General features: G+C 67.9%; 23 protein-coding genes and 1 pseudogene. 13 read left to right on the top strand and 11 right to left on the bottom strand.

The genetic code is table 11. The features are described from left to right. Nucleotides 1-10 precede the first annotated feature (10 nt). Nucleotides 11-733, bottom strand: a complete 723-nt coding sequence (locus tag LJF27_RS28520) for a GntR family transcriptional regulator (protein WP_003085635.1) — start codon at nucleotides 731-733, stop codon at nucleotides 11-13. A gap of 117 nt (nucleotides 734-850) precedes the next feature. Between LJF27_RS28520 and LJF27_RS28515 the strand changes: the two genes are divergently transcribed. Then, nucleotides 851-1,501, top strand: a complete 651-nt coding sequence (locus LJF27_RS28515) for a class I SAM-dependent methyltransferase (protein ID WP_078465431.1) — start codon at nucleotides 851-853, stop codon at nucleotides 1,499-1,501. Nucleotides 1,502-1,514: 13 nt separating this feature from the next. On the opposite strand, the gene LJF27_RS28510 is transcribed toward LJF27_RS28515, so the two are convergent. Continuing rightward, nucleotides 1,515-3,506 carry a DEAD/DEAH box helicase gene (locus tag LJF27_RS28510; protein ID WP_078465432.1) on the bottom strand — a complete coding sequence of 664 codons (1,992 nt, stop codon included), beginning with the start codon at nucleotides 3,504-3,506 and terminating at the stop codon, nucleotides 1,515-1,517. A gap of 655 nt (nucleotides 3,507-4,161) precedes the next feature. On the opposite strand from LJF27_RS28510, the gene LJF27_RS28505 reads away from it, so the two are divergent. The 5 genes from LJF27_RS28505 (at nucleotide 4,162) to LJF27_RS28485 (ending at nucleotide 7,677) form a co-directional block, all read left to right on the top strand. After that, nucleotides 4,162-4,458, top strand: coding sequence for a DUF3649 domain-containing protein (locus LJF27_RS28505; protein ID WP_003085639.1), 297 nt, complete (start codon nucleotides 4,162-4,164; stop codon nucleotides 4,456-4,458). Then, a complete protein-coding gene (locus tag LJF27_RS28500; RefSeq protein WP_003103038.1) occupies nucleotides 4,455-5,975 on the top strand; it encodes a PepSY-associated TM helix domain-containing protein in 1,521 nt (506 codons plus the stop codon). The genes LJF27_RS28505 and LJF27_RS28500 overlap by 4 nt, the downstream gene beginning before the upstream one ends. After that, nucleotides 5,975-6,298, top strand: coding sequence for a DUF3325 domain-containing protein (locus LJF27_RS28495; protein WP_003114195.1), 324 nt, complete (start codon nucleotides 5,975-5,977; stop codon nucleotides 6,296-6,298). The genes LJF27_RS28500 and LJF27_RS28495 overlap by 1 nt, the downstream gene beginning before the upstream one ends. 85 nt (nucleotides 6,299-6,383) lie before the next feature. Then, a complete protein-coding gene (locus LJF27_RS28490; protein ID WP_023103465.1) occupies nucleotides 6,384-6,824 on the top strand; it encodes a VOC family protein in 441 nt (146 codons plus the stop codon). A gap of 31 nt (nucleotides 6,825-6,855) precedes the next feature. Then, the gene (locus tag LJF27_RS28485) at nucleotides 6,856-7,677 is read left to right on the top strand and encodes an aldo/keto reductase (protein ID WP_023103464.1); all 822 of its coding nucleotides are present in this window, start codon (nucleotides 6,856-6,858) and stop codon (nucleotides 7,675-7,677) included. A gap of 209 nt (nucleotides 7,678-7,886) precedes the next feature. Here LJF27_RS28485 and LJF27_RS28480 read toward each other — a convergent pair whose 3' ends face one another. Further along, nucleotides 7,887-8,114, bottom strand: coding sequence for a hypothetical protein (locus LJF27_RS28480; protein ID WP_003085644.1), 228 nt, complete (start codon nucleotides 8,112-8,114; stop codon nucleotides 7,887-7,889). A 560-nt stretch (nucleotides 8,115-8,674) separates the two neighbouring features. Here LJF27_RS28480 and LJF27_RS28475 point away from each other — a divergent pair. From LJF27_RS28475 to LJF27_RS28465, 3 genes are all read left to right on the top strand, one after another. Beyond that, nucleotides 8,675-9,070, top strand: coding sequence for a DoxX family protein (locus LJF27_RS28475; protein WP_003106627.1), 396 nt, complete (start codon nucleotides 8,675-8,677; stop codon nucleotides 9,068-9,070). A 626-nt stretch (nucleotides 9,071-9,696) separates the two neighbouring features. Beyond that, on the top strand, nucleotides 9,697-10,464 hold the full coding sequence (gene ampDh3, locus LJF27_RS28470) for an N-acetylmuramoyl-L-alanine amidase AmpDh3 (protein ID WP_003114198.1): 768 nt from the start codon (nucleotides 9,697-9,699) through the stop codon (nucleotides 10,462-10,464). 68 nt (nucleotides 10,465-10,532) lie between these two features. Continuing rightward, the gene (locus tag LJF27_RS28465; protein WP_023103463.1) at nucleotides 10,533-11,006 is read left to right on the top strand and encodes an SRPBCC family protein; all 474 of its coding nucleotides are present in this window, start codon (nucleotides 10,533-10,535) and stop codon (nucleotides 11,004-11,006) included. 51 nt (nucleotides 11,007-11,057) lie between these two features. Here the strand turns inward: LJF27_RS28465 and LJF27_RS28460 are convergent, their stop codons facing one another. The 6 genes from LJF27_RS28460 to LJF27_RS28435 form a co-directional block, all read right to left on the bottom strand. Further along, nucleotides 11,058-12,374, bottom strand: coding sequence for an Nramp family divalent metal transporter (locus tag LJF27_RS28460; RefSeq protein WP_003106624.1), 1,317 nt, complete (start codon nucleotides 12,372-12,374; stop codon nucleotides 11,058-11,060). Between the two features lie 106 nt (nucleotides 12,375-12,480). Then, nucleotides 12,481-13,182 carry a haloacid dehalogenase type II gene (locus LJF27_RS28455; RefSeq protein WP_023103462.1) on the bottom strand — a complete coding sequence of 234 codons (702 nt, stop codon included), beginning with the start codon at nucleotides 13,180-13,182 and terminating at the stop codon, nucleotides 12,481-12,483. Nucleotides 13,183-13,212: 30 nt separating this feature from the next. After that, nucleotides 13,213-14,460, bottom strand: a complete 1,248-nt coding sequence (locus tag LJF27_RS28450) for an MFS transporter (RefSeq protein ID WP_023116711.1) — start codon at nucleotides 14,458-14,460, stop codon at nucleotides 13,213-13,215. Beyond that, nucleotides 14,457-15,752 (bottom strand): 3-keto-5-aminohexanoate cleavage protein, encoded by a 1,296-nt coding sequence (locus LJF27_RS28445; protein WP_003118649.1) that lies wholly within the window; start codon nucleotides 15,750-15,752, stop codon nucleotides 14,457-14,459. Before LJF27_RS28445 ends, LJF27_RS28450 begins: the two co-directional genes overlap by 4 nt. A 288-nt stretch (nucleotides 15,753-16,040) precedes the next feature. After that, nucleotides 16,041-17,288, bottom strand: a complete 1,248-nt coding sequence (locus LJF27_RS28440; RefSeq protein ID WP_023103461.1) for an aminotransferase class V-fold PLP-dependent enzyme — start codon at nucleotides 17,286-17,288, stop codon at nucleotides 16,041-16,043. Then, a complete protein-coding gene (locus tag LJF27_RS28435) occupies nucleotides 17,285-17,719 on the bottom strand; it encodes a RidA family protein (RefSeq protein ID WP_003116494.1) in 435 nt (144 codons plus the stop codon). Before LJF27_RS28435 ends, LJF27_RS28440 begins: the two co-directional genes overlap by 4 nt. A 220-nt stretch (nucleotides 17,720-17,939) precedes the next feature. On the opposite strand from LJF27_RS28435, the gene LJF27_RS28430 reads away from it, so the two are divergent. Next, entirely contained in the window at nucleotides 17,940-18,893 is a 954-nt protein-coding gene (locus LJF27_RS28430; RefSeq protein WP_003085661.1) for a LysR family transcriptional regulator, read from the top strand. Here the strand turns inward: LJF27_RS28430 and LJF27_RS28425 are convergent. After that, on the bottom strand, nucleotides 18,866-19,750 hold the full coding sequence (locus LJF27_RS28425) for a LysR substrate-binding domain-containing protein (RefSeq protein ID WP_003123014.1): 885 nt from the start codon (nucleotides 19,748-19,750) through the stop codon (nucleotides 18,866-18,868). The genes LJF27_RS28430 and LJF27_RS28425 overlap by 28 nt on opposite strands. A 100-nt stretch (nucleotides 19,751-19,850) precedes the next feature. On the opposite strand from LJF27_RS28425, the gene LJF27_RS28420 reads away from it, so the two are divergent. Then, complete coding sequence (locus LJF27_RS28420) at nucleotides 19,851-20,276, top strand: VOC family protein (protein WP_003116492.1); 426 nt, start codon at nucleotides 19,851-19,853, stop codon at nucleotides 20,274-20,276. Nucleotides 20,277-20,306: 30 nt separating this feature from the next. Here the strand turns inward: LJF27_RS28420 and LJF27_RS28415 are convergent, their stop codons facing one another. Then, nucleotides 20,307-20,579, bottom strand: a complete 273-nt coding sequence (locus tag LJF27_RS28415) for a hypothetical protein (protein ID WP_003123013.1) — start codon at nucleotides 20,577-20,579, stop codon at nucleotides 20,307-20,309. Between the two features lie 206 nt (nucleotides 20,580-20,785). Here LJF27_RS28415 and LJF27_RS28410 point away from each other — a divergent pair, with 206 nt between their 5' ends. Both LJF27_RS28410 and LJF27_RS28405 read left to right on the top strand, forming a co-directional pair. Continuing rightward, nucleotides 20,786-21,046 (top strand): hypothetical protein, encoded by a 261-nt coding sequence (locus LJF27_RS28410; RefSeq protein WP_046880622.1) that lies wholly within the window; start codon nucleotides 20,786-20,788, stop codon nucleotides 21,044-21,046. Nucleotides 21,047-21,344: 298 nt separating this feature from the next. Next, nucleotides 21,345-21,548: pseudogene (locus tag LJF27_RS28405) on the top strand (restriction endonuclease); the annotation flags it as partial. Nucleotides 21,549-21,675: the final 127 nt, after the last annotated feature.

Raw genomic sequence — 21,675 nt, 5'->3', positions numbered from 1 at the left:
CACGGACCTCTTAGACGGTGGAGGAAGCGGAGGCGAGCTTCGCCGGCTGGGGTTCCAGCTGGCGCTCGATATTGCGGCGCGACGCACTGATGTGGCGGCGCATCAGCAGCTCGGCCAGTTCGCCGTCACGGTCGGCGATGGCGTCGAGAATGCGGTGGTGTTCGGCGAAGGCCTGGCGCGGCCGGTTCGGCGTGGTCGAGTACTGGATGCGGTACATCCGCACCAGTTGGTAGAGCTCGCCGCAGAGCATGCGGGTGAGAGTGGCGTTGCCGCTGCCCTGGATGATCCGGTAGTGGAAGTCGTAGTCGCCTTCCTGCTGGTAATAGCCGCGCCCGGCCTGGAACGCCTCGTCGCGCTCGTGGGTGTCGAGCACTCGGCGCAGTTCGTCGATCTCGGCCTGGCTCATGCGCTCGGCGGCCAGTCGGCAGGCCATGCCTTCCAGGGACTCGCGGATCTCGTAGAGCTCGATCAGCTCGGCGTGGCTCAGCGACACCACCCGCGCCCCGACATGCGGCACCCGCACCAGCAGGCGCAGGCCTTCCAGGCGGTGGATCGCCTCGCGCAGCGGGCCGCGGCTGATGCCGTAGGTGCGCGCCAGCTCCGGCTCGGAGATCTTGCTGCCCGGCGCGATCTCGCCGCTGACGATGGCGCTCTGGATCTTGCGGAAGACGTGTTCCGACAAGGTCTCGCCGTCGTCATGGGCAATCTCGAGAGGGGGCGGGTTCTGGGTCATGGTACTGGCTGTCCGGGTCGATGTGTCGACAATGTTTGCGAAAGCTACCGCCTGGATTGCGTGGGGTCAATCATTCGTCGCTTGATTGTCGACAATCGTCTAATGCATCGCTGGTCTATGCTTTCCCCTCCAGCCGCTGTGCCAGGAGAGAGTTTCGTGGGCATCTATGACCGTTACGTGTTGCCGCGCCTGATCGACTTCGCCTGCGGCATGGGCGACGTGATGAAGCAGCGTTCGCTGCTGCTGCCGCGCGCCCATGGGCGGGTGCTGGAGATCGGTCTGGGCACCGGGCTCAACCTGGGCTTCTACGACGCGGCGAAGGTGTCGGCGATCGTCGGCGTCGACCCGGCCGCGCAAATGCAGGCGCTGGCCCGCGAGCGCGCGGCGCAAATCGGCATCCCGGTGGAAATGGTCGCCCTCGAGCTTGGCGAGATCCGCGCCGAGGCGGAAAGCTTCGACACCATCGTCTGCACTTTCACCCTTTGCTCCATCGCCGCGCCGCTGCCGGCGCTGGGCGAGATGCGTCGGGTGCTGAAGCGTGGCGGCGAATTGCTGTTCTGCGAGCACGGGCGCGCGCCGGACGCCTCGGTGCTGGCCTGGCAACGGCGCCTGACGCCCTGGTGGAAACCGCTGGCCGGCGGTTGCCATCTGGACCGCGACATGCCGGCCTTGCTGCGCGAGGCCGGCTTTCGCATCGACGAGCTGGAACAGGGCTACCTGCCCGGGCCGCGGCCGATGACCTACGTCTACCGCGGCGTCGCGCGCTGAATCCGGGCGGCCCTCAGAGCGCCTTGGGCAAGGGCGCGAACAGCGCGTCGATATCGGCCTCGTCGAGCTTCCAGCCGTCGCCGTTGCCTTCGCTGAACAGGCCGTTGGCGAGGGCGGCCTTTTCCTGCTGCAGGTGCTGGATCTTCTCTTCCACCGTGCCGCGGGCGATCAGCCGGTAGACGAACACCGGCTTGTCCTGGCCGATGCGGTAGGCGCGGTCGCTGGCCTGGTTCTCCACCGCCGGGTTCCACCAGGGATCGTAGTGGATCACGGTGTCCGCCGCGGTCAGGTTGAGGCCGACCCCGCCTGCCTTCAAGCTGATCAGGAACACCGGCACCTTGCCGCTCTGGAAGCGCTGTACCGGGGCGCGGCGGTCGCGGGTCTCGCCGGTCAGCAGGACGTAGTCGACGCCGCGCTGGCGCAGGGCGTCCTCGATCAGCGCGAGCATCGAGGTGAACTGCGAGAACAGCAGGACCCGGCGACCCTCGGCGATCAGTTCGTCGAGCATGTCGAGCAGGTAGGCCAGCTTGCCCGAGCTGAGCGCCCGGCCGCTGCGCGCGCCGTCTTCCTGGCGTTGCAGCAGGCGCGTGTCGCAGCAGACCTGGCGCAGCTTGAGCAGCGCCTCGAGGATCACGATGCGGCTGCGCGCCAGGCCGCGCCGGGCGATCTCCTCGCGGACCTTGCGGTCCAGCGCCAGGCGCACGGTCTCGTAGAGTTCGCGTTGCGCCTCGCTGAGTTCGACGAACTGGGTGAACTCGCTCTTCGGCGGCAGTTCCGAGGCCACCTGTTCCTTGGTCCGTCGCAGCAGGAACGGCCGCAGGCGCGCGGCCAGGTGACTGAGGCGTGCCTCGTCGCCGTGCTTCTCGATCGGCGTGCGGTAGTCCTGGGCGAACTGGCGGGCGTCGCCGAGCCAGCCGGGCATCAGGAAATGGAACAGCGACCAGAGTTCGCCGAGGTGGTTCTCCAGCGGCGTGCCGGTCAGGCACAGGCGATGCCGTGCCGCCAGCTCGCGGGCGGCGACGGCGGCCTTGGTGGTGGCGTTCTTGATGTTCTGCGCCTCGTCGAGGATCAGCAGGTGGAACCGCCGCTTGCCCAGCTCGGCGGCGTCGCGTGGCAGCAGGGCATAGGTGGTCAGCACCAGGTCGTGCTCGTCGATGCGGGCGAAGTCGCGGCGCCGGCCGGCGCCGTGCAGGGCCAGCACGCGCAGATCGGGGGCGAAGCGCTCGGCCTCGTCCAGCCAGTTGGGGATCAGGCTGGTGGGCATCACCACCAGCGCCGGCGTGTCGAGCCGCCCGGCCTGCTTTTCCAGGAGCACGTGGGCCAGCGACTGCAAGGTCTTGCCCAGCCCCATGTCGTCGGCCAGCACGCCGCCGCTGTCGAGTTCGCGCAGGGTCTGCATCCAGCTCAGGCCTTCGAGCTGGTAGGGCCGCAGTTCGGCGCGCAGGCCTTGCGGCGGGGTCGCCGGACGAGCCTGGAAACTGCGTAGGCGGCGGGCGAAGTCGCGCAGGTTGTCGCCGCCTTCCCAGGCCAGCGGCAACTCGTCGAGATCGGCCAGGCGCGCCGCGTCCGGTGCGCCCAGGCGCAGCTTGCGCTGCGGTTCGGGGTCGCCCAGGTAGAAGTCGGAAAGCGCCGCCAGCACCGGCTTCAGGCGGCCGAAGGGCAGCGCCACGCGCAGCGGCGGGTTGAGTTCCAGGCGCAGCACCAGTTGCTCTTCGTCGGCGTGCCGGGCGAGGGCGCGCGGATCGAGCAGGGCCGGACTGCGGCGGATCAGTTCGGTCAGCGCCGGCAGCAGGCTGACCCGCTGGCCGGCGACCTGGATGCCCAGTTCCAGCTCGAACCACTGGCGGTCGTCGGCTTCCTCGACCTCGGCGTACCAGGCGTCGATGGGCGTCAGGTCGTAGGCGAAGTCGGCGCGGATGTCGATGAACCAGCCTTGCTGGCGCAGGCGCGGCAGGTCGTCCTGCATGAAGTGCAGCCAGGCGTTGTCGCCGGGCAGTTCGAACATCTCGCCGGCGCTCTCCTCGAGCGCGTCGCTGCGCCGGGTCGCCGGCTTGAAGCCGAGGCGGCGCAGGGTCTCGCGGTATTCCTGCTCGTGCGCCGGACGCCGTTCGATACGCCGCTGGGCCTCCCGTGGCTCGCTGCCGGGACGCCCGGAAACCGCCTCGCCGGCATAGATGAAGGCCAGCGCCGCACGGTGCCGGGAAATGCTCTGCATGCGTCCGCTGCGCAGGTCGTAGCCGCTGTGCACGTGGCTGCCGAGGGTCAGCCGCGCATACGGCCGGGCCGGGTCGATGGCCAGGCTGAGCTGGGTGTCTGGGGCGGAGGGTGAAGTCATCCGGTATGTCCTTCGGCGAAACCAGCCGAAACCGCAAACAGCCGATATTACCAAGCTCGGCGCGCTTGCGCAGAGCGGAGATGGACGTATGGCGCGGCGGACGAATGCGACGGGATACGACCCGCACTCGTCGGACCCCGGCAATCCCTGGCGCGACGCGACCTGGCGGTCGTCTGGAGCAAGTACAAATGCGAACGTAATTGAGATACAGTCGCAAACCTTCCGAATCGACGACCGCCTCGCCACCCGCGAGCGCGGCGTCGCCGTGCCAGCCAGACGAGGTAGCGACGATGCAAGGCCCTGTTTCCACCCGGGACGCCGCCCCATGACCAGCCAGGCCCTGGCCGGCGGACTGTCCGTCACCGGCCGCATCCTCGTCGCGGTCCTGCTTGGCTACGCGCTGGCCTATGCGGTCACCGCCTGCCTGAGCATCTACCTGCCGCTGCCGCGTCCCGACCGGGTCTCGTTCGGCAGCCTCGGCTGCTTCGCCGTGTGGGTCGCGGCCATCGTCTACGCCTTCGCCGCGCGCAGCGCCTGGCGCGCCTGCTGGGTGCTGGCGCTGGCCAGCCTGGCGCTGGGCGGCCTGGCCTGGCTCGGCCTCGACTACGGAGCGCGTCCATGAACCTGCGTCAATCGATGTCCGGCCTGCATACCTGGTCGGGGCTGCTGGTCAGCTGGCTGCTGTTCGTCATCGTCTTCGCCGGCAGCCTGGCCAGCTTCGACAAGGAGCTGACCCGCTGGATGCAGCCGGACCTGCACCTGCCCGGCGCGCAGTCGCTGGGCGCCGACCAGGTGCGCGACTGGTTGCGCCAGCGCGCCCCCGATGCCCATGCCTGGTGGATGCTGCCGCCGAGCGAGCGGGCGCCCTACTGGAACGCCGGCTGGGAGCCGCGCGACGGCAGCGAGTTCAAGGTCTTTCAGCTGGACGCGGTGAGCGGCCAGCCGCTGCCGAAGACAGTCGGCGGCGAGTTCTTCTTCACCCTGCACTACGACCTGCACGCCGGCATGGTCGGCCTGTACATCGTCGGCATCGCCGGGATGCTGATGCTGGTGGCGCTGGTCAGTGGGACCATCGTGCACCGGCGGATCTTCAAGGACTTCTTCACCCTGCGCCCGCAGGCGGCGCGGCAGCGCGCCTGGCTCGACGCGCACAACGTGCTGGGGGTGATCGGCCTGCCGTTCCACCTGATGATCGCCTACACCGGCCTGGTGATCTTCATCGTCTACTACATGCAGGCGGGCCTGCAGGTGGTCTACCAGAACGATGGCGAGCGCTTCTTCCATGAAGTGCAGGGCTCCTACGAACGCGAGGAAGTCGGCCGCCCGGCGGGGCCGCCGGCGTCCATCGACGGCCTGATCGTCGAGGCCGGCAAGGTCTGGGGCGACGGCGGCGCGCCGGGCTGGATCAGCGTCCACCATCCCTATGACGAGGCGGCCACCGTGGACATCCGCCGGCGCGACGCCTCGCGCATCCTCGACGACCAGCGCACGGTCAACTTCGATGCCTCCAGCGGCGAACTGCTGCATGCCCAGCCGTCCTATGCGCCCGGCTACGCCACCTACGGCTGGCTGACCGGCCTGCACATGATCCAGTGGGGCGGCCAGTTGGTGCGCTGGATGTACCTGTTGCTCGGGCTGTCCGGGGCGATGATGATCTTCGGCGGGTTGCAGGTCTGGCTGGCCAAGCGCGAGGTCCGCGGCAGTCGTGGCGTTGGTCTGGTGCGGGCGCTGAACCTGGCGGTCTGCGGCGGCCTGCCGCTGGCCAGCCTGGCGCTGCTGTGGGGCAACCGCCTGCTGCCGACGCAACTGGCCGGCCGCGACACCTGGGAGATCCGCGTGTTTTGCGCCAGTTGGGCGCTGGTCGCGCTGTGGGCCATCGTCCGCCGCAACAGCGGGACCCTCGGTCGCACGCAACTGCGCCTCGCCGCCGTGCTGGCGCTGGGCCTGCCGCTGCTCGGCCTGCTGCGTAGCCCGGAAGGCAACCTGTTGGCCAGCCTGCAGCGCGGCGACTGGGTGCTGGCCGGCGTCGACCTCAGCCTGCTGGGCCTCGGCCTGCTCTGCGCCTGGCTAGGTTGGCGACGTCGGCAAGCGTCGAGCAAGCCCGTCCGGCGACGCCTGAACGTCCAGGAGGTGGCCTGATGCTGCTGGTCTTCGGCCTCAACCTGCTGGCTTTCACCGCTCTCTGCCTGGCCATGAACCGCCACCACAAGAACCTCCTCGGCCACGAGCCGTCGGCTCCCCGGGTGCTTCTGCTACGCGGCGTGGCGCTGCTCGACCTGGGCCTGGCACTGGCCTTCTCGATCCACCGGCAGGGCGTGGAGATCGGCATCGTCTTCTGGTCCTGCCTGCTGATGCTGGCGGCCGGCACGCTGGTCCTGCTGCTCGCCTGGCGGCCACGCTGGGCATTGCCTTGCGCCGCCGGAGTGCCGTTGCTCGGCGGGGTGCTGGCGCTGCTGCGCTGAAGGGCGCGCCGCCCATCCGTGCCTCGGGGGCGGTCCGGTCCAGCGTCTATGCTGGTGGTCGTGCTTTCCCCCGGAGGTATGCGCCATGCACACGCCCGCCAGCAACACCGTCGCCAGCGTCATTCCCTGCCTGCGTTACCGCGATGCGCCGGCCGCCATCGACTGGCTGTGCCGGACCTTTGGCTTCCAGCGCAAGCTGGTGGTGCCCGGCGAGGACGGACAGGTGCTCCACGCCGAGTTGACCTACGCCAGCCCGAACGGCGCCAACGGCATGCTGATGCTCGGCTCGAGCGTCCGCGACAACGCCTACGGTCGGCTGATGCGGCACGTCGACGAAGCCGGCGGCAATACCCAGAGCCTCTACCTGGTGGTCGTCGATCCCGACGCCCTGTTCCGCAGCGCCCAGGCCGCCGGCGCCGAGATCGTCATCGACATCAAGGACGAGGACTACGGCGGTCGCGGCTTCACTTGCCGCGATCCAGAGGGCCACGTCTGGAGCTTCGGCAGCTATGATCCCTGGGCATGAGGCCCCGTCCATTCACCACAGGAGACGCTGCATGAAAACGCTCACGCTGATCGATGGCCAGGAGGTCGCCGCCATCGGCCAGGGTACCTGGCATATCGGCGAGCAGCCCGGCGAACGTAAGCGCGAGGTCGCGGCGCTGCGCGAAGGCATCGAACTGGGGATGACGCTGATCGATACCGCCGAGATGTACGCCGAGGGCGGCGCCGAGGACGTGGTCGGCGCGGCTATCGCGGGACGCCGCGAAAAGGTCTTCCTGGTCAGCAAGGTCTACCCGCACAACGCCAGCCGCAAGGGTCTGCCGGCGGCCTGCGAGCGCAGCCTGCGCCGGCTCGGTTGCGAAACCATCGACCTCTACCTGCTGCACTGGCAGGGCCGGTATCCGCTGGAGGAAACCATCGAAGCCTTCGAGCGGTTGCGCGACCAGGGCAAGATCCTGCGCTGGGGCGTGTCCAACTTCGACCTGGGCGACATGTACGAACTGGACGGCAGCGCCTGTGCCGCCAACCAGGTGATGTACAACCTGGAGGAACGCGGTATCGAATACGACCTGCTGCCCTGGTGCCAGGAGCGCGGCATGCCGGTGATGGCCTACTGTCCGGTGGGGCAGGGCGGCAGGCTGCTACGGCACCCGGCGCTCGGCGAGATCGCCGCGCGCCACGACTCCAGCAGCGCCCAGGTCGCCCTGGCCTGGCTACTGGAGCAGGGGGTGATCGCGATCCCGAAGGCGGTGACGTCCGCTCACATCCGCCAGAATGCAGCGGCGGCCGACCTGGAACTGAGCGCCGACGACCTGCGGGCGCTCGACCAGGCGTTTCCGCCGCCTACCCGCAAGCGAAACCTGGCGATCGTCTGAGTGGAGTACGGGAGAAACGGCCTGCGCTTGTTTCCCCTGGCCGCGGGAATATGACGAAGTTGGCGAGGAAATATTTAAAAAGGAATAAGTAAATATTTATTTCCTGCGTGGGAACTTTCTTCAACTTAACCTGTATTTTTCGCTGTCCCACAAAAAAGCCCCGTCGGGGACGGGGCTTTTCCTTGCATTCGCGCTGATGCTTGCATGATTCAGGCAGCCAGTGTTTTCTTGCGAACTCGATTGATCACTTCTTCCATTTTGCCGGAGTCGTCGTACTGCTCCGGATACAGGCGCTCGCTGTGGCAGGCCACGCCATGCTGGTCAACGATGGTGAAACTGAAGTTTCCTTTACGAGTTGCCTGGATCAGGCAGTCGAACGGCGCAAATGCGGCGGTTAGGGTGCGAATTGCATCCTGAGTACGATGTTGAATAGACATATTCTTATGTTCCTTTACTTTCACGCTTATGGAACAGCGTATATTGCAAATGTTCCCGCTCCGTGACAGTGCCAAGAAAGCTTTGTGTCGGGGGAACGTACTGGTTATGCCGGCTTTTTTCGAAAAGAGCAAGCTGGCAGTTCAGGTACTAATCAGAGGATCGATTGGCAGGAAAGTTTCCAGGCCAGGATCCTGATCAATCTGTGGGTGGTATTGCGGGACGCCGGTCTTCCCATCGGCCCTGCGTGGCAGGGGATTGCTTCAGAAGAGTGGCGACCGAAGAACCATCGGAAGGCTGTAACCCTGATGGTAGAGCCCTTTTCATCTGTGGGCCCGGTCGTGGGGTAAAGCCTGATTGACTTTCAGTTTGGTACGCAGTCCCGGATTCTATGTCTTTCGACGAAGAAAGGCCAGGACATTTTTTGAGCAGATGTCGCCCCGGCGGCGGGAATGTTTGAGCATTTGTTTCGGCGGACGCCTGCCAACCGGGCAAAGGTTATGGGCCTGGCGTCGGCGGCGCGTGGCAGGATTGCCGTTCCATCGCCGCGCCGAGGTTATCCATGCCGTCGCCCGCTCGCACGCTGCTCGTGGCCTTCGTGTCCGCCTGGTTCCTGCTGGGTGGGCTGGGCCATTTCGTCTTCACCGATTTCTTCGTCGGCATCGTCCCGCCCTACGTGCCCTGGCCGCTGGCGGCGGTGTGGGTCAGCGGGGTCTTCGAACTGCTCGGCGCCGCCGCCCTGCTGGTGCCGGCATGGCGCCGGCTGGCGGCGTGCGGGCTGTTCATCCTGACCCTCTGCGTGACCCCGGCCAACCTCTACATGTGGCAGCACCCCGACCTGTTCCCATCCTTCCCGCCGACGCTGCTGGCCGCTCGCCTGGCGCTGCAGGCGTTCCTCCTCGGCTGCATCCTGGCGCTGATGCTGGCGCGGGACGAGGCGCCGCTGGCACGACGCTAGGCGCAGGCGAAAAAAAGCCACTGTGCGGGGGTGGACAGTGGCCGGGAATGCCAGGAGATGGAGGAGCAATCGGACCTGGCGTGGATAGAGTAGTAGCCGCTCTGTCGAGGGTCTGTATGGCTATTGGTGAACTTTGTGAAGAAGTGCAAAGTAGAGCGGCCAACGGACGAACGGTGTTGCACGCGGCGGGACGCTCGCGGTAGTTTTTTCCCATGATCACGTTTCCCGTGGTCGCCCTCGAAGCCCGGCCCCAGCGCCGGGCTTCGTCGTTTCCGCCCGCCGCGCAACCGGACGCAGCGGGCGGCGACCGCTGCGAAAGGCTCTGGGGTGCGCCCGCACGGCGTCCGGCCAACTTAAAGTTCGGTTGTGCCGACTGCTGTCATAACGCCATCGTTCAGTGGCCTCGGTGAGCCCCCGTACCCCCAGTTCGCTGGGGCTTGCCTTTGGTGTATCCCTTTTGCCCGGCCGCGTGCCGGGCTTTTTTATGCCCGGTCTTCTTCCTTCCGGTTTAGCCGGGGCCCGCGTTTCCTCGGCCGGCCCCTGAACCTCATCGCTGCATCGACGTCCCTAGCTACAGGCGAGCCTGTGGCCGGAGGCTTTCCATCATCCGCAAAAAGGTGAAAACCATGCTGACCATCGACTACAACAGCTATCGCACCACTACCCCCTACGGCAAACGCGTGCGCTTCCTGGTGCTGCACTACACCGCGCTCGACTTCGCCGCCTCGGTCAAGGCGCTGACCACCGGCGCCGCCAGCGCCCACTACCTGATCCCGGCGCCGCACGACCCCAGCTACAAGGCCGCCGGCTTCAAGGGCCAGCGCATCTTCAACCTGGTCGCCGAGGAAGACCGCGCCTGGCACGCCGGCGTCAGCGGCTGGGCGCGCCGCGACAACCTCAACGACACTTCCATCGGCATCGAGATCGTCAACCTCGCCCGCGACGACGACGGCGTGTTCACCTTCCCCGACTACGAGCGCTCGCAGATCAACGCACTCAAGCAACTGGCGAAGAACATCCTGCAGCGCTACCCGGACATGACCCCGAAGAACGTGGTCGGCCACTCCGATATCGCCGTCGGGCGCAAGTCCGACCCGGGTCCGAAGCTGCCCTGGAAGGAACTCTACGAGGCCGGTATCGGCGCCTGGTACGACGATGCCACCCGCGATCGCTATCGCGAAGGCTTCGAGCGCGACGGCCTGCCGCCGCGCGCCGACCTGCTGGAGGCGTTCCGCCTGTACGGCTATGCGCTGCCGGCGACGGTCGACGACGCCTACTTCGCCAGCCTGCTGCGCGCCTTCCAGATGCATTTCCGCCCGGAGAACTACGACGGCGCGCTGGATGTGGAGACGGCGGCGATCCTCTACGCTCTGAACGAGAAATACCCGGCCTGAGCCATTAACCGCGAGCGGCCGCCCGATGCGGCGGCCGCTCCCTTGCCCACCCCCATGGAGGACTTGCCATGACTGCCGTCGCACAGGTCGTCGCCAAGGCGGAAATGCTGATCCGCCGCCCCATCGCCGAGGTCTTCGAAGCCTTCGTCGATCCGGCCATCACCGCCAGATTCTGGTTCAGCCGCGGCGATGCCCGCCTCGAAGCCGGGAAACGGCTGCGCTGGCACTGGGACATGTACGGGGTTTCCCAGGAAATCGAAGTGAAAGACCTGCAAACGAACCGCCGCATCCTCATCGAATGGCCGAATGGCGACAGCAACCCTTCCCAGGTGGAGTGGCTGTTCGAGGAACTGCCCGGCGCCGGGACCTTCGTCAGCATCCGCAACAGCGGTTTCGTCGGCACCCCGGAAGAGGTCATCCCGCGGGTGGTCGACGCCACCGAAGGTTTCACCCTGGTGCTGGCCGGGCTCAAGGCCTGCCTGGAGCGCGGTATCGCCTTGAACCTGGTGGCCGACCGTTTTCCCCGCGGTCTCGATGGCTGAGCATTGCCTGAGTGCGCGTCCCGCACCGCGCAGCGTGCCCTCAGGCAATGCTCAGCCGAACGCGAAGTCGGCCAGCAGTTGCAGGTTCAGGCCGACGATCGCCAGCGCTACCGCCCAGGCCAGCCACCGGGTCCCGGCGCCGATCGCCAGCGGGCCCATCAGGCGCCGGTCGGAAACGAACTGTAGCAGCGGGATCACTGCCAGCGGCAACTGCATCGACAGGATCACCTGGCTGAAGATCAGCAGCCGCGCGGTGCCATCCTCGCCGTAGAGCAGGGTCACCAGCAGCACCGGCAGCACTGCGACGCCACGGGTCAGCAGGCGCCGCGCCCAGGGCGCCAGGCGCAGGCGGAGGAAGCCCTCCATGACGATCTGCCCGGCCAGGGTGGTGGTGACCGTCGAGTTGAGGCCGGACGCGAGCAGCGCCACGGCGAACAGCAGCGAGGCGAGTTCCAGGCCGAGCAATGGCGAGAGCAGCGCGTGGGCCTGCTCGATATCGACCACCTCGGTGTGCCCGTTGCGGTGGAACACGCTGGCGGCGACGATCAGGATCGCCGCGTTGACCAGCAGCGCCAGGGTCAGCGCCAGGCTGCTGTCGGCCACCGCCCAGCGCAGCGCCTGGCGCTTGCCGGCAAGGCTGCGCGGGTAGGCGCGGCTCTGCACCAGCGAGGAATGCAGGTAGAGGTTGTGCGGCATGACGGTCGCGCCGACGATGCCGATCGCCAGGTACAGGGCAGCCGGATCGCTGAGCACCCGCGGGCTCGGCAAGAACCCTTGGAGCACCTCGCCGAGTTCGGGACGCGAGAGCAGCAACTGTACCGCGAAGCAGGCGAAGATCAGTGTCAGCAACGCCACCACGAAGGCCTCCAGCGGCCGCTGGCCACGTCCGATCAGGACCAGCACCAGCAGCGCGTCGCCCACGCAGAGCAACGCGCCCCAGGCCAGCGGCAGGCCGAACAGCAGCTTCAGGGCGATGGCGGTGCCGATCACCTCGGCCAGGTCGCAGGCGATGATCGCCGTCTCGCAGGCCAGCCACAGCAGGCGGCAGGTGCTCGGCGAGTAGCGTTCGCGGCAGGCCTGGGCCAGGTCCAGGCCGCTGGCGATGCCCAGGCGCGCGGACAGCGCCTGCAGCAGCATCGCCATCAGGCTGGAGAGCAGGATTACCGAGAGCAGCAGGTAGCCCAGTTGCGCGCCGCCGGCGACGTCGGTGGCCCAGTTGCCCGGGTCCATGTAGCCCACCGCGACCAGGTAGCCGGGGCCGGCGAAGGCCAGCAGGCGGCGCCACCAGTGGCCGCCGCCGGGGACTTCGACCGGCTGGGCGCGACCGGGCTCGGCGGCCTGGGGGGCCGGGGTATCCTTCGCGGACATGACGAAGCTCCTGCCGGACGCGTGCCGGCGCTGCGCGCGCCTTTCCCGGCGCGCCGTGGCGCGCGGGTTGGGCGAGCGGTTCAGGGGGCAGGAAGGAGGAAGTCGGTCAGGCCGAGGCCGCCAGTTGCCGGTGCAGGTCCAGCAGGTCGCTGGCGATCAGGTCCCAATCCTGCTCGGCGGCGAGGTCCTGGGTCTGGCCGGGGCCGTATTCCAGCGGCCGGGCGATGAACGCGGTCTTCAGGCCGAGGGCGCGCGCGGCCTTGAGGTCGTAGTTGTGCGCCGCGCAGAGCATCACCTCCTGCGGCGGCAGGTCGAGCAGGCGGCAGGCGCCGAGGTAGACCTGCGGGTCGGGCTTGTAGTGGCCGAACAGGTCGGCGCACAGCAGCATGTCCCAGGGCAGCCCGGCGTGCCGCGCGACGTCGAGCATCAGCGCGGTGTTGCCGTTGCTCAGCGCGGCGAGCCAGTAGTCGGCCTTCAGCGCGTGCATCCCGGCGAGCGTGTCCGGCCACGGCCGCAGGCGGTGCCAGAAGCCAGTGATGCGTTGCAGCAGGGCCTCGTCCAGCGCCAGGCCGAACTCTCCGGCCAGGGCCTCGAGACTCTGCCGGTGCAACTGGTCGAGGTGCTGCCAGGGCGCCTGGCCGTTGCGTACCCGGTCCATCGCCGGCTTGTATTGCTGGCGCCAGCGGTCGGTCAGTTCCACGCAGGGCAGGGTCCCGCCGAGTTCGCGCTCCAACGCCTGGAACTGCTCGATCAGGCTGGAACGCCAGTCCACCAGGGTACCGAACACATCGAACAGGATCGCGCGCATCGTGCCTCCTCGGCCGTGGCCGTCATCGCTTCAGTGCTTCTGTGGCAGCGCGGTGGGCAGGCCGCGGCCGCTCCAGGCGGTGACCACAAGGGCTACCGCCGCCATCAGGCAGAGCGCCAGCCAGCCGGGGACGAAGCTGTGGCTGAAGTCCTTGAGCAGCCCCAGCGCCGGCGGCGCGAGAACGATCGCCAACTGGTTGATGGCCATCGCCAGGCCGAGGGCGAAGCCGGTCTTGCCGACCGGCGCGGTATCCGCCACATAGGCCACCCAGGGACCGTACCAGCCGAAGCCGAAGAAGCCCAGCCAGGCCACTACCAGGCCCATCCCCAACGGTGATTGCAGGGGCAGCAGGACCAGCGCCAGCAGGCCGAGGATCACCGCGCCGAGGCAGACCATCACCGGGAAGTAGCGCCCGGCGCGGCAGCGGTCGCTCCAGGCGGCCAGCAGGATGCGCCCGGCGACGCCGCTGCCCTGGGCGACGAACAGCAGGGTCGCGGCCATGCCGATGCCGATCTCCAGGGTCTCGTGCAGGTAGAGCACGGTGAACACCAGGATGCCGTACTGCACCGAGATCAGCGCCACCCCGGAACAGACGATGTTCTTCATCGCCGGGTCGGTGATCATCGCCAGCCGCGACTTCACCACCGCGCCCAGGTCGCGTTCGGCGGGGTTCGCGCCGAGCGCGGGGGCGTCCGGCGGGGTGCGGTAGAAGAGCATGAAGGCCAGCGCGCCGAGGAACGCTACCAGGCCGCCGGCGAGGAATGCGCTGCGCCAGCCGTAGATCCCCGCCAGGTACGGCAGCAGCGCGGCGGACAGCGCGCCGCCCAGCGGCAGCCCGGCCTGGCGGATGCCCATGGCGAAGCCCAGCTGGGTCTTGGCGAACCAGCGTGACACCGACTTGCTGCCGCCCGGCTGCGCCGTGCTGTAGCCGGCGCCGACGACCACCAGGAACAGCAGGATGCTCAGGTAGTCGGTGGCCCACAGCGAGGCGCAGAGGGCCAGCGCGACGATCAGCGTGCCGAGGCCGACCACCAGCCGCTCGGAGTAGCGGTCGAGCAGCTCGCCGGCCACCAGCAGGCCGACGATCGGCACCAACTGCGCCGCCGACACCAGCAGGCCGATCTGTAGCGACGAGAGTTGCAGGTCGTTCTGGATGAACACGGCGATCGCGCCGATGCCCTGGACGAAGAAGCAGGCGCAGGCCTGGGCGAAGGTGGCGATCAGCAGGATGACCCAGCGGTAGCGCTGGGTCGGGTTCGCGGCGAGGGCGGCGGTCACTGGACGAACTCCCGTGCGAGGGTGAAGTTGGCTTCGCCGAGCGGATGCAGGCGCTGCAGCGACAGGTATTCGCCGAGGGTGCGTTCCATGCCCATGCGCTGGAAGATCCGTTCGCCGTCGAGCTCGGCCTCGGCGCCGTTGGCGCGCAGTTCGTCGAGGGCCTGGCGCAGCAGTTGGCAGTTGTCGCTGAGCGTCACCCGGCCGTCATCGTCCACCGCGTAGGGCGTGTCCTCCATGCCGACCCGCAGCACATCGACCTGGCTGTCCGCCTGCGCGGCATAGGCGGCCAGCCGGCGCACCGCGCAGAGCGGGGTGCCGGCGCGAGGACCGACGTCGAGCGGCCGGAAGTGCTGCGCGGCATGCTGCGGCATCACCGCCGCGCCGACCGTGATGCTGACCTTGCGCTTGCGCACGCCGGGTTCGCCGATGTCGTACTCCAGGCTCTTGGCGCTCTCGATCACCGCGCGGAACTGCTGGTAGGTCTCCGGGAACGGCAGGCGTGGCGAGAAGCCGAACAGCAGGATCACGTTCAACTGGCCGGAACCGCCCAGGCGCAGGCGCGGGTGCTCCACGGCGAAACGGGTCATGGCGTAGCTGCGCACATGCTGCACCCACTCCACCTCGTGGAACAGGCCGAGCTTCTGGCGCGCCTGGATGGCGTTGCGGTAGACCTGGAACTGGGTCATCGGCGAGGTCACCCCGTAGTCGGCGCCCTTGCTGGTGGAGTGGGTCTGCAACTCGGCCTTTTCCAGCGCCGTGGACGGCTGGTAGTCGCGCAGGTCGGCGAGGAAGGCCGGGCTGGAGGCATAGTCGAGGTCGAGCTTGCGCCTTTGCTTCTCCAGCTCGCAGATCACCTGCAATTCGATGGCCGCCTGGATCGTCACGAAGTGCGCACCGCCCAGATGCAGCGGGATGGCGCAGTGGCTGACTCGCTCCCACTCGCCGAAGCGGCGGATGTTCTCCTGCACCTCGCTGCCGTTGCGGCTGGCGCCGAAGCTCAGCATCAGGTCGGGGAAGCGGTTCTGCAGGGCGCGGCTGACCGCCTGGTAGATGTCGTTGTCGGTGGTCTGTTCCTGGGTCAGCGGGTTGCGCGCGTGATAGTGGTAGTAGCGGCAACCCATCTCGTAGAGCTGGCGCGCTTCGTCCAGCAGTTCGCCGGGGGCGGTGCGGATGGTGGCGCCGGTGCAGATGCTGTCGAGCAGGCGGTCGCCGGTGGCGGCGTGGTTGCGCGGGGTGAACTTGGCGCCGGTGGAGGCGCATCCGAGAATCAGGGTTTTCCGGGATCCGGTCATGGTCGTCTTTCCTCCATTCATCATTCCATTGAGGGCGGAGCGGTCCGCGGCGGACCGAAAGGCTGCCCAGGGCGTCGAAAGTCGTCGGTGTCTCAGGCAGGTGAAAGATGTCGCTGGCGGGATCGTTATGCGTTGTTCTACGAGAGGGATTTAAACCGCATGGCGGCGGCCGTGCGCGGCGCATTCGGCAACGCTCGTTGCCGCCGGCACAAAGACCTTGCGCAAATCGCCCGGCGTTGCGCCAACCGCCGGCACGGCGGCGCAACGTTGCCATTCGCGCAAGCTCGCTCAACTGGCGGCGCGCTGTCGCAGGCAATCCTCCAGGGCCTCGCCGAGGCGCTCGATCTCGCCGTCGTCGGTCAGGTAGTGCGGAGTCAGGCGCAGGACCCCCGGCAGCGCCTGCTCGCGCAGCGCCCAGCGGGCATACTGCGGGCCAATGTAGGAGGCGTTCACGCCGCGCGCGTGGAGGCGCTTCAACCATTGCTCGCCGCTCAGTTCGGGGGCCGCGTAGGTCATCAGCGCGCTGGCGTGCGGCCCTTGTTCCAGCGGCGTCCAGCCGAGCCGGCGGTAGAGCTGCTGGGCGATGCGTTCGCGCAACTGGCGGTTGCGCCGGGCGATGCGCCGGACGTCGGTCTGCAACAGGTAGTCGCAACTGGCCTTGAGCGCCAGGCGCAGCCCCGGGTTGAACTCCGAGCATTCGAAGCGCCGCGCGTCATCCCGTGCCTGCAAGGCGAAGGCGTCGCTCCATTGCGCGCCGCCGACGTCCAGCCCGTCGGGCAGGGCCAGGCGCTCCAGGGCGCGTTCGCCGAGATAGAGCACGCCGAGTCCCTTTGGCCCGCGCAGCCACTTGCGTGGCGGGAACACCAGCACGTCGCAGCCGATCGCCTCCACCGCCAGCGGCAACTGGCCGACCGCATGGCTGGCATCGAGGAAGAACAGCCCGTCATGGGCGCGGATGCGCTCGGCCACGCCCTCCAGCGCGGTAGCCGCGCCATGCCCGGTGGGCACCGCGCTGAGCGACAGCAGCGGCGTCTGGCCGGGGGCGAGGTCGTGCAACTGCTCGTCGAGCCGTTGCAACAGCTGTGCGGCGTCGCTGCGTGCGTCGATCAGGCGCAGCTCCAGCCCGCGCTGCTGGCGCGCGGCGAGCAGGCACAGGCTGTTGGAACCGTATTCGTCGAAGCTGCTGATCGCCCGTATCCGTGGATGGGCGGCCAGGGCCGCGGCAAAGGCCACCGACCAGGCGCGGCTGGCGCAGTCGAGCAGGGCGATGTGCCGTGGCTGGGTGCCGAGCACTCGCGCGACGCTGTCGCGGACCGCCAGCAAGGGCTCGGCGAAATGCTCGGCGGCGCGCTGCACGCCCCAGCGCCGCTCGGCTTCCAGCCAGCTGTCGAGGGCGTCGTAGAGCACCTGCGGCGGCAGGCTGGCGGAGCCATGGGCGAAGTGCGCGTAGCTGCCCCAGGCCGGGGTCTCGCGGCGCAGGCGCAGCAGTTCGTCGGCACCGAAGGCGTCGGGGGCGGCGGGGAAGAGCGCGCTCATGGCCGCACCGCCGCGATCAGTTCCACCTCCACCGCGGCGCCGCGCGGCAGCTCGGCCACGCCGACGGCGGCGCGGGCGTGGCCGCCGCGCGCGCCGAGCACCTCGTCGAAATATTCGCTGGCGGCATCGATCACCGCCGGCTGCTGGACGAAACCCGCCGCGCTGGCGACGTAGCCGGTCACCTTGAGCAGCCGCTCGACCCGTTGCAGGCCGCCCAGCGCCTCCTCCAGCGCCTGCAGGCAGCGCGCCGCGCAGAGCCGGGCGGCCTGGCGGGCCTGTTCCAGGTCGAGTTCGCTGCCGACCTTGCCGGTCCAGCGCAGCTCGCCGTGCTGGCGCGGCAACTGGCCGCTGACGTAGGCGATGCCGGCGTGGAGCACCACCGGCTGGTAGGCGCCGCCGGCGACGATGGCCGGAGCGGGGGATGTCTGCATGGTCCTGTCCTCGTGGCGGACCCGCCCGGCCACGATGCTCGGGCGGGTCGATGGCTGGAAAAGCGCGACCTCACTACTGTGGGCCGGTTTTCCCGGTCTGTTTTGCGGGAGTCGACGAGCTGCTTGCCAAATCGGCAAAACAAACCGAACTTTAGCCTTGCAACAGGCACCGCCGCGCGAAGTAGACTGAAAACGCCCGACCGTTGAGGAACGCGCAACGATGATCGACCTGGTGATGCTCAAGGACTTCCTCGTCCTCTGTCGGATCAAGAGCTTCAGCCGTGCGGCGCAGGAGTGCCATGTCTCCGTGTCCGGGCTCAGCCGGCGTATCCAGACCCTGGAACAGTGGCTTGGCGCGCCGGTGTTCGAGCGCCACAAGCACGCCCTCGAACTGACCGAGGCCGGCCGCCAGTTGCAAGGCGTGGCGCAGGACGCGGTGCGCGCCCTGGACAACCTGCGCCAGTCGATCCGCGAGCGCGACGAAGACGCCCAGCGGCGCATCCGTTTCTGCGCCCCGCACATCCTCTCCTCGGTGTTTTTCCCGCACTGGATTCCGCGTCTGCAGGCGGACTTCCGCAGCGCCAAGTTCAGCGTCGACTGCGATTACCTGCCGCAATGCCTGTCGCGCCTGCGCGACGGCTCGGTGGACTACGTGGTGGCGTTGCTCGACGAAGGCGAGGCGGTGTCGCGCCGCCTGGGCATTGACAGCGAAGCCGAGTTCCAGCGCCTGGAGCTTGGTCACGAACAACTGGTGGCGGTCTGCGCGCCGGACGCCGCCGGCCAGCCGCTGTTCAACCTCGACCGCCTGCAGACCGAAGCGCTGTCGTTCCTCGGCTACTCCGAGGAATGCCACCTGGGCTGGGCCCTGGAACCGCTGCTGCGCGACAGCGGCCTGTTCCTCCAGCGCCATCACAGCTCCAGCCAGACCGAGGGGCTGCGCTTCTTCGCCCAGTCGCGCCTGGGCGTCGCCTGGCTGCCGCATACCCTGGTCCGCGAGGACCTCGCCAGCCGTCGCCTGGTGCGCGCCGGCGGCCAGCGCTTCGACGTGCCGTTGCGCTACACCCTGATCCGTCGCCGCCTGCCGCTACCCGGCGAGGCCGAACGCCTGTGGACCTTCCTCGGCGAGCTGGCGCGCCCGGCGCCGCGCTACGCGGTGGTCGGCGCGGCCTCCTGAGCCGCCGTCTCGGCCAGCAGGGCGCGGCGGAATTCACCGACCAGGTCGTCCTGCGCCGAACCGCTGCGGCTGACCATCACCAGCTCGCGCTGGAATTCCAGCGCGCCCAGTTCGATCACCCGTACCCGCGCCGGCTCGCGTAGCCACAGCCCGGCCCGGGGCAGCAGCGCCACGCCGAGACCGTTCTCCACCATCCGCGCGATCGCGTCGATCTCATCCAGCTCCATCACCTGGCGCGGCCTGAGCTGCTGCGCCTCGAGGAAATCGCCCACCAGGCGACCGCCGAAGGACACATGGTCGTAGCGGATGAACGGTTGCGTGCGCAGCAATTCCAGCGCATCCGTCGTGGTGCATTGCGGCGGCGTGATCAGCACGAACGGCTGGCGCTCGACCCGTTGCGCGGAGAGCCCGCGCGGCAGGTTGAACGGCGGGCGGATGAGGATCGCCAGGTCCAGTTCGGCGGCGTCCACCTGGTCCAGCAGGTGCAGCGAGACGCCCGGCACCACCTGCGGCTCGATGTGCGGCGCCTGTTCGGCGAGGCGCTTGAGCACCTCCGGCAGCAGCCCGGTCTGCGCCGTGTTCACCGCACCGATGCGCAGGCGTCCGCGCGGGCTGTCGCCCTGGCCGATGCCGTCGAACAGCGCGAGGATCTGCTCGGCCGTACGCACCGCCTGCCGCCCGACCTCGTTCAGGTGCGCCGCGCGCGGTGTGCGCTTGAACAACTCGACGCCGACGCTGCGTTCCAGCGCGCGGATCTGCGCGCTCACCGCCGACTGCGTCAGCCCCACCTGTTCCCCCGCCGCGGCGAAGGAGCCCCGGCGCGCCACGGCGACCAGGGTGCGGAGTTCGCGGATCATCCAAGCCTCGAAAAAAGTGTTGCTCAGGCGAAATATTATGCGCTTTCCATCGAAATCGGCACGGCAAATAATCCCGGCACACCCACAGAGGAACCGCGCCATGAGCCTGATGCCCTTCCACCTCGCCATCCCTGTCCACGACCTGCCCGCCGCCCGGCGCTTTTACGGCGAGGTCTTCGGCCTGAGCGAAGGCCGCTCCGCCGAGCACTGGGTCGACTTCGACTTCTTCGGCCACCAGTTGGTCATCCACCAGCACCCGCAGACCGACTCCCAGCGCCACGCCGGCAGCAACCCGGTGGACGGCCACGACGTGCCGGTGCCGCATTTCGGTGTGGTCCTCGCCTGGGACGACTGGCACGCCCTGGCCGAACGCCTGAAGCAGCGCGGCACCCGCTTCGTGATCGAGCCCTACATCCGCTTCAAGGGCCAGGTCGGCGAGCAGGCCACGCTGTTTCTCTTCGACCCCTGCGGCAACGCGCTGGAGTTCAAGAGCTTCCGCGACATGGACCAGTTGTTCGCCAAGTGAGATTGCCGGCGCTCCGCCTGGAGGCTGCGCTTACTGCGCGCAGTCCGTGCAGAACTCCAGCGCCGCGCAGCTGGACTGCTCATCCGGCAGGATCGACGTCGCGCACTCTTTCTTGCGCACCACGCTCCCCAGCGGCGCCAGCTTGAACCGCTCCGGCGGCGGGCTGGCCGGCTTTGCGCTTGTCGTCCCGTCGAGGTCGGGCTTGAAGGCGTGTTCAAGGTCACCCAGGCGTTCGTCCAGGGTGGCGGAGGAGGCGAGGGCGGGCGTCAGGGCCAGGATGAGCAGGAGAACGCGGTAGGGCATGGGGTTTCCGGTGTGGGTGGCGATGCGCTGGAGCCGGGCACGGCATCCCCGCATGACGAGGAATCGAAGCGGCCATTCAAGGCGATTGCGTGTTGGCGATGGGATGCGCTCGCCCTCTGTTTGGCATTTTGTGAAGCGCTTCGCACCTTGCCGGAGCGGCACCTTATACGGGCAAAACCGTCACCGCACAGTCCCCTTCCACCTTCATCCCCCTGCGACGCACCTCGCAATGCAACCAGCATCCCGGCTGCGCCACCCTCTACCTGGACTGCAGCGCAGCCAGCGAAGATCTGTTCGACACCGCCCGCCGCCGGCTGGAGTCGGCGATCGGAACGCTGAGCCTCCTTGACCTGCTCGACGAAACCGAAGACCGGCGAAAGCACCGCCGCATCACCGGCTCCTTGCTGTCGTTGCTCAGCGACGCCCTGTCGCTGTTCGAGGCGGAATACGCACGCAGACAACGATAACCGACGGAGGCGGTGCCCCCCGGCGAGGCCGGGGGTTAGAGGAGTCTCTATGTGAGCCGGTATGTTCATTGAGCCGAATTCACACAGGCCTTAACTATGAGCGTCTGTGCCGTACTATCCGCCTTGTCTGGCTAGGCTGTTGTGGTGAATTGGGCATGCCTTTTCGCTACATGCCTAACGATCTCAAGTAGGTATAGGTTTCTAGTAGAGGGGCATTGCTCCCGCTCTTTGCCAGGTTCGATTTTGGGCAGGTGCCTGATAGGCTGTCGCTCAACCATCATGAAAGGACTCTGCAGCTATGCCCGCCGTTATCGCTGAGAATGATGTGTCGATCTGGGACGACGAAACTGGAGCTGTCTACCACTACCCAAGGCGATACAGCGCCATCCTTAAGCCAGGGGTGCAGGTGGTTTACTACAAGGGCAAGCTGACAGATAAGTCCTTTGCTGATCAGCGCCTCAGTGCTCAGCCGCATTACTTTGGTATTGCGCGTATCGGCAAGTGTAGTGGTCTACTGATCCCGGACACCGATTTAGGCGAAAATCCTCGCCGTGAGAGAGGTGTCTGATGAGCAAGCAACGACGTACGTTTTCCGCCGAGTTCAAACGAGAGGCCGCGGCCCTGGTGTT

This window comes from Pseudomonas sp. 203-8, assembly GCF_020708595.1.
GTDB lineage: Bacteria > Pseudomonadota > Gammaproteobacteria > Pseudomonadales > Pseudomonadaceae > Pseudomonas > Pseudomonas aeruginosa.
The sequence above is the reverse complement of the archived record's forward strand: the minus strand, read 5'-3'. Positions and strand labels throughout refer to the sequence as shown.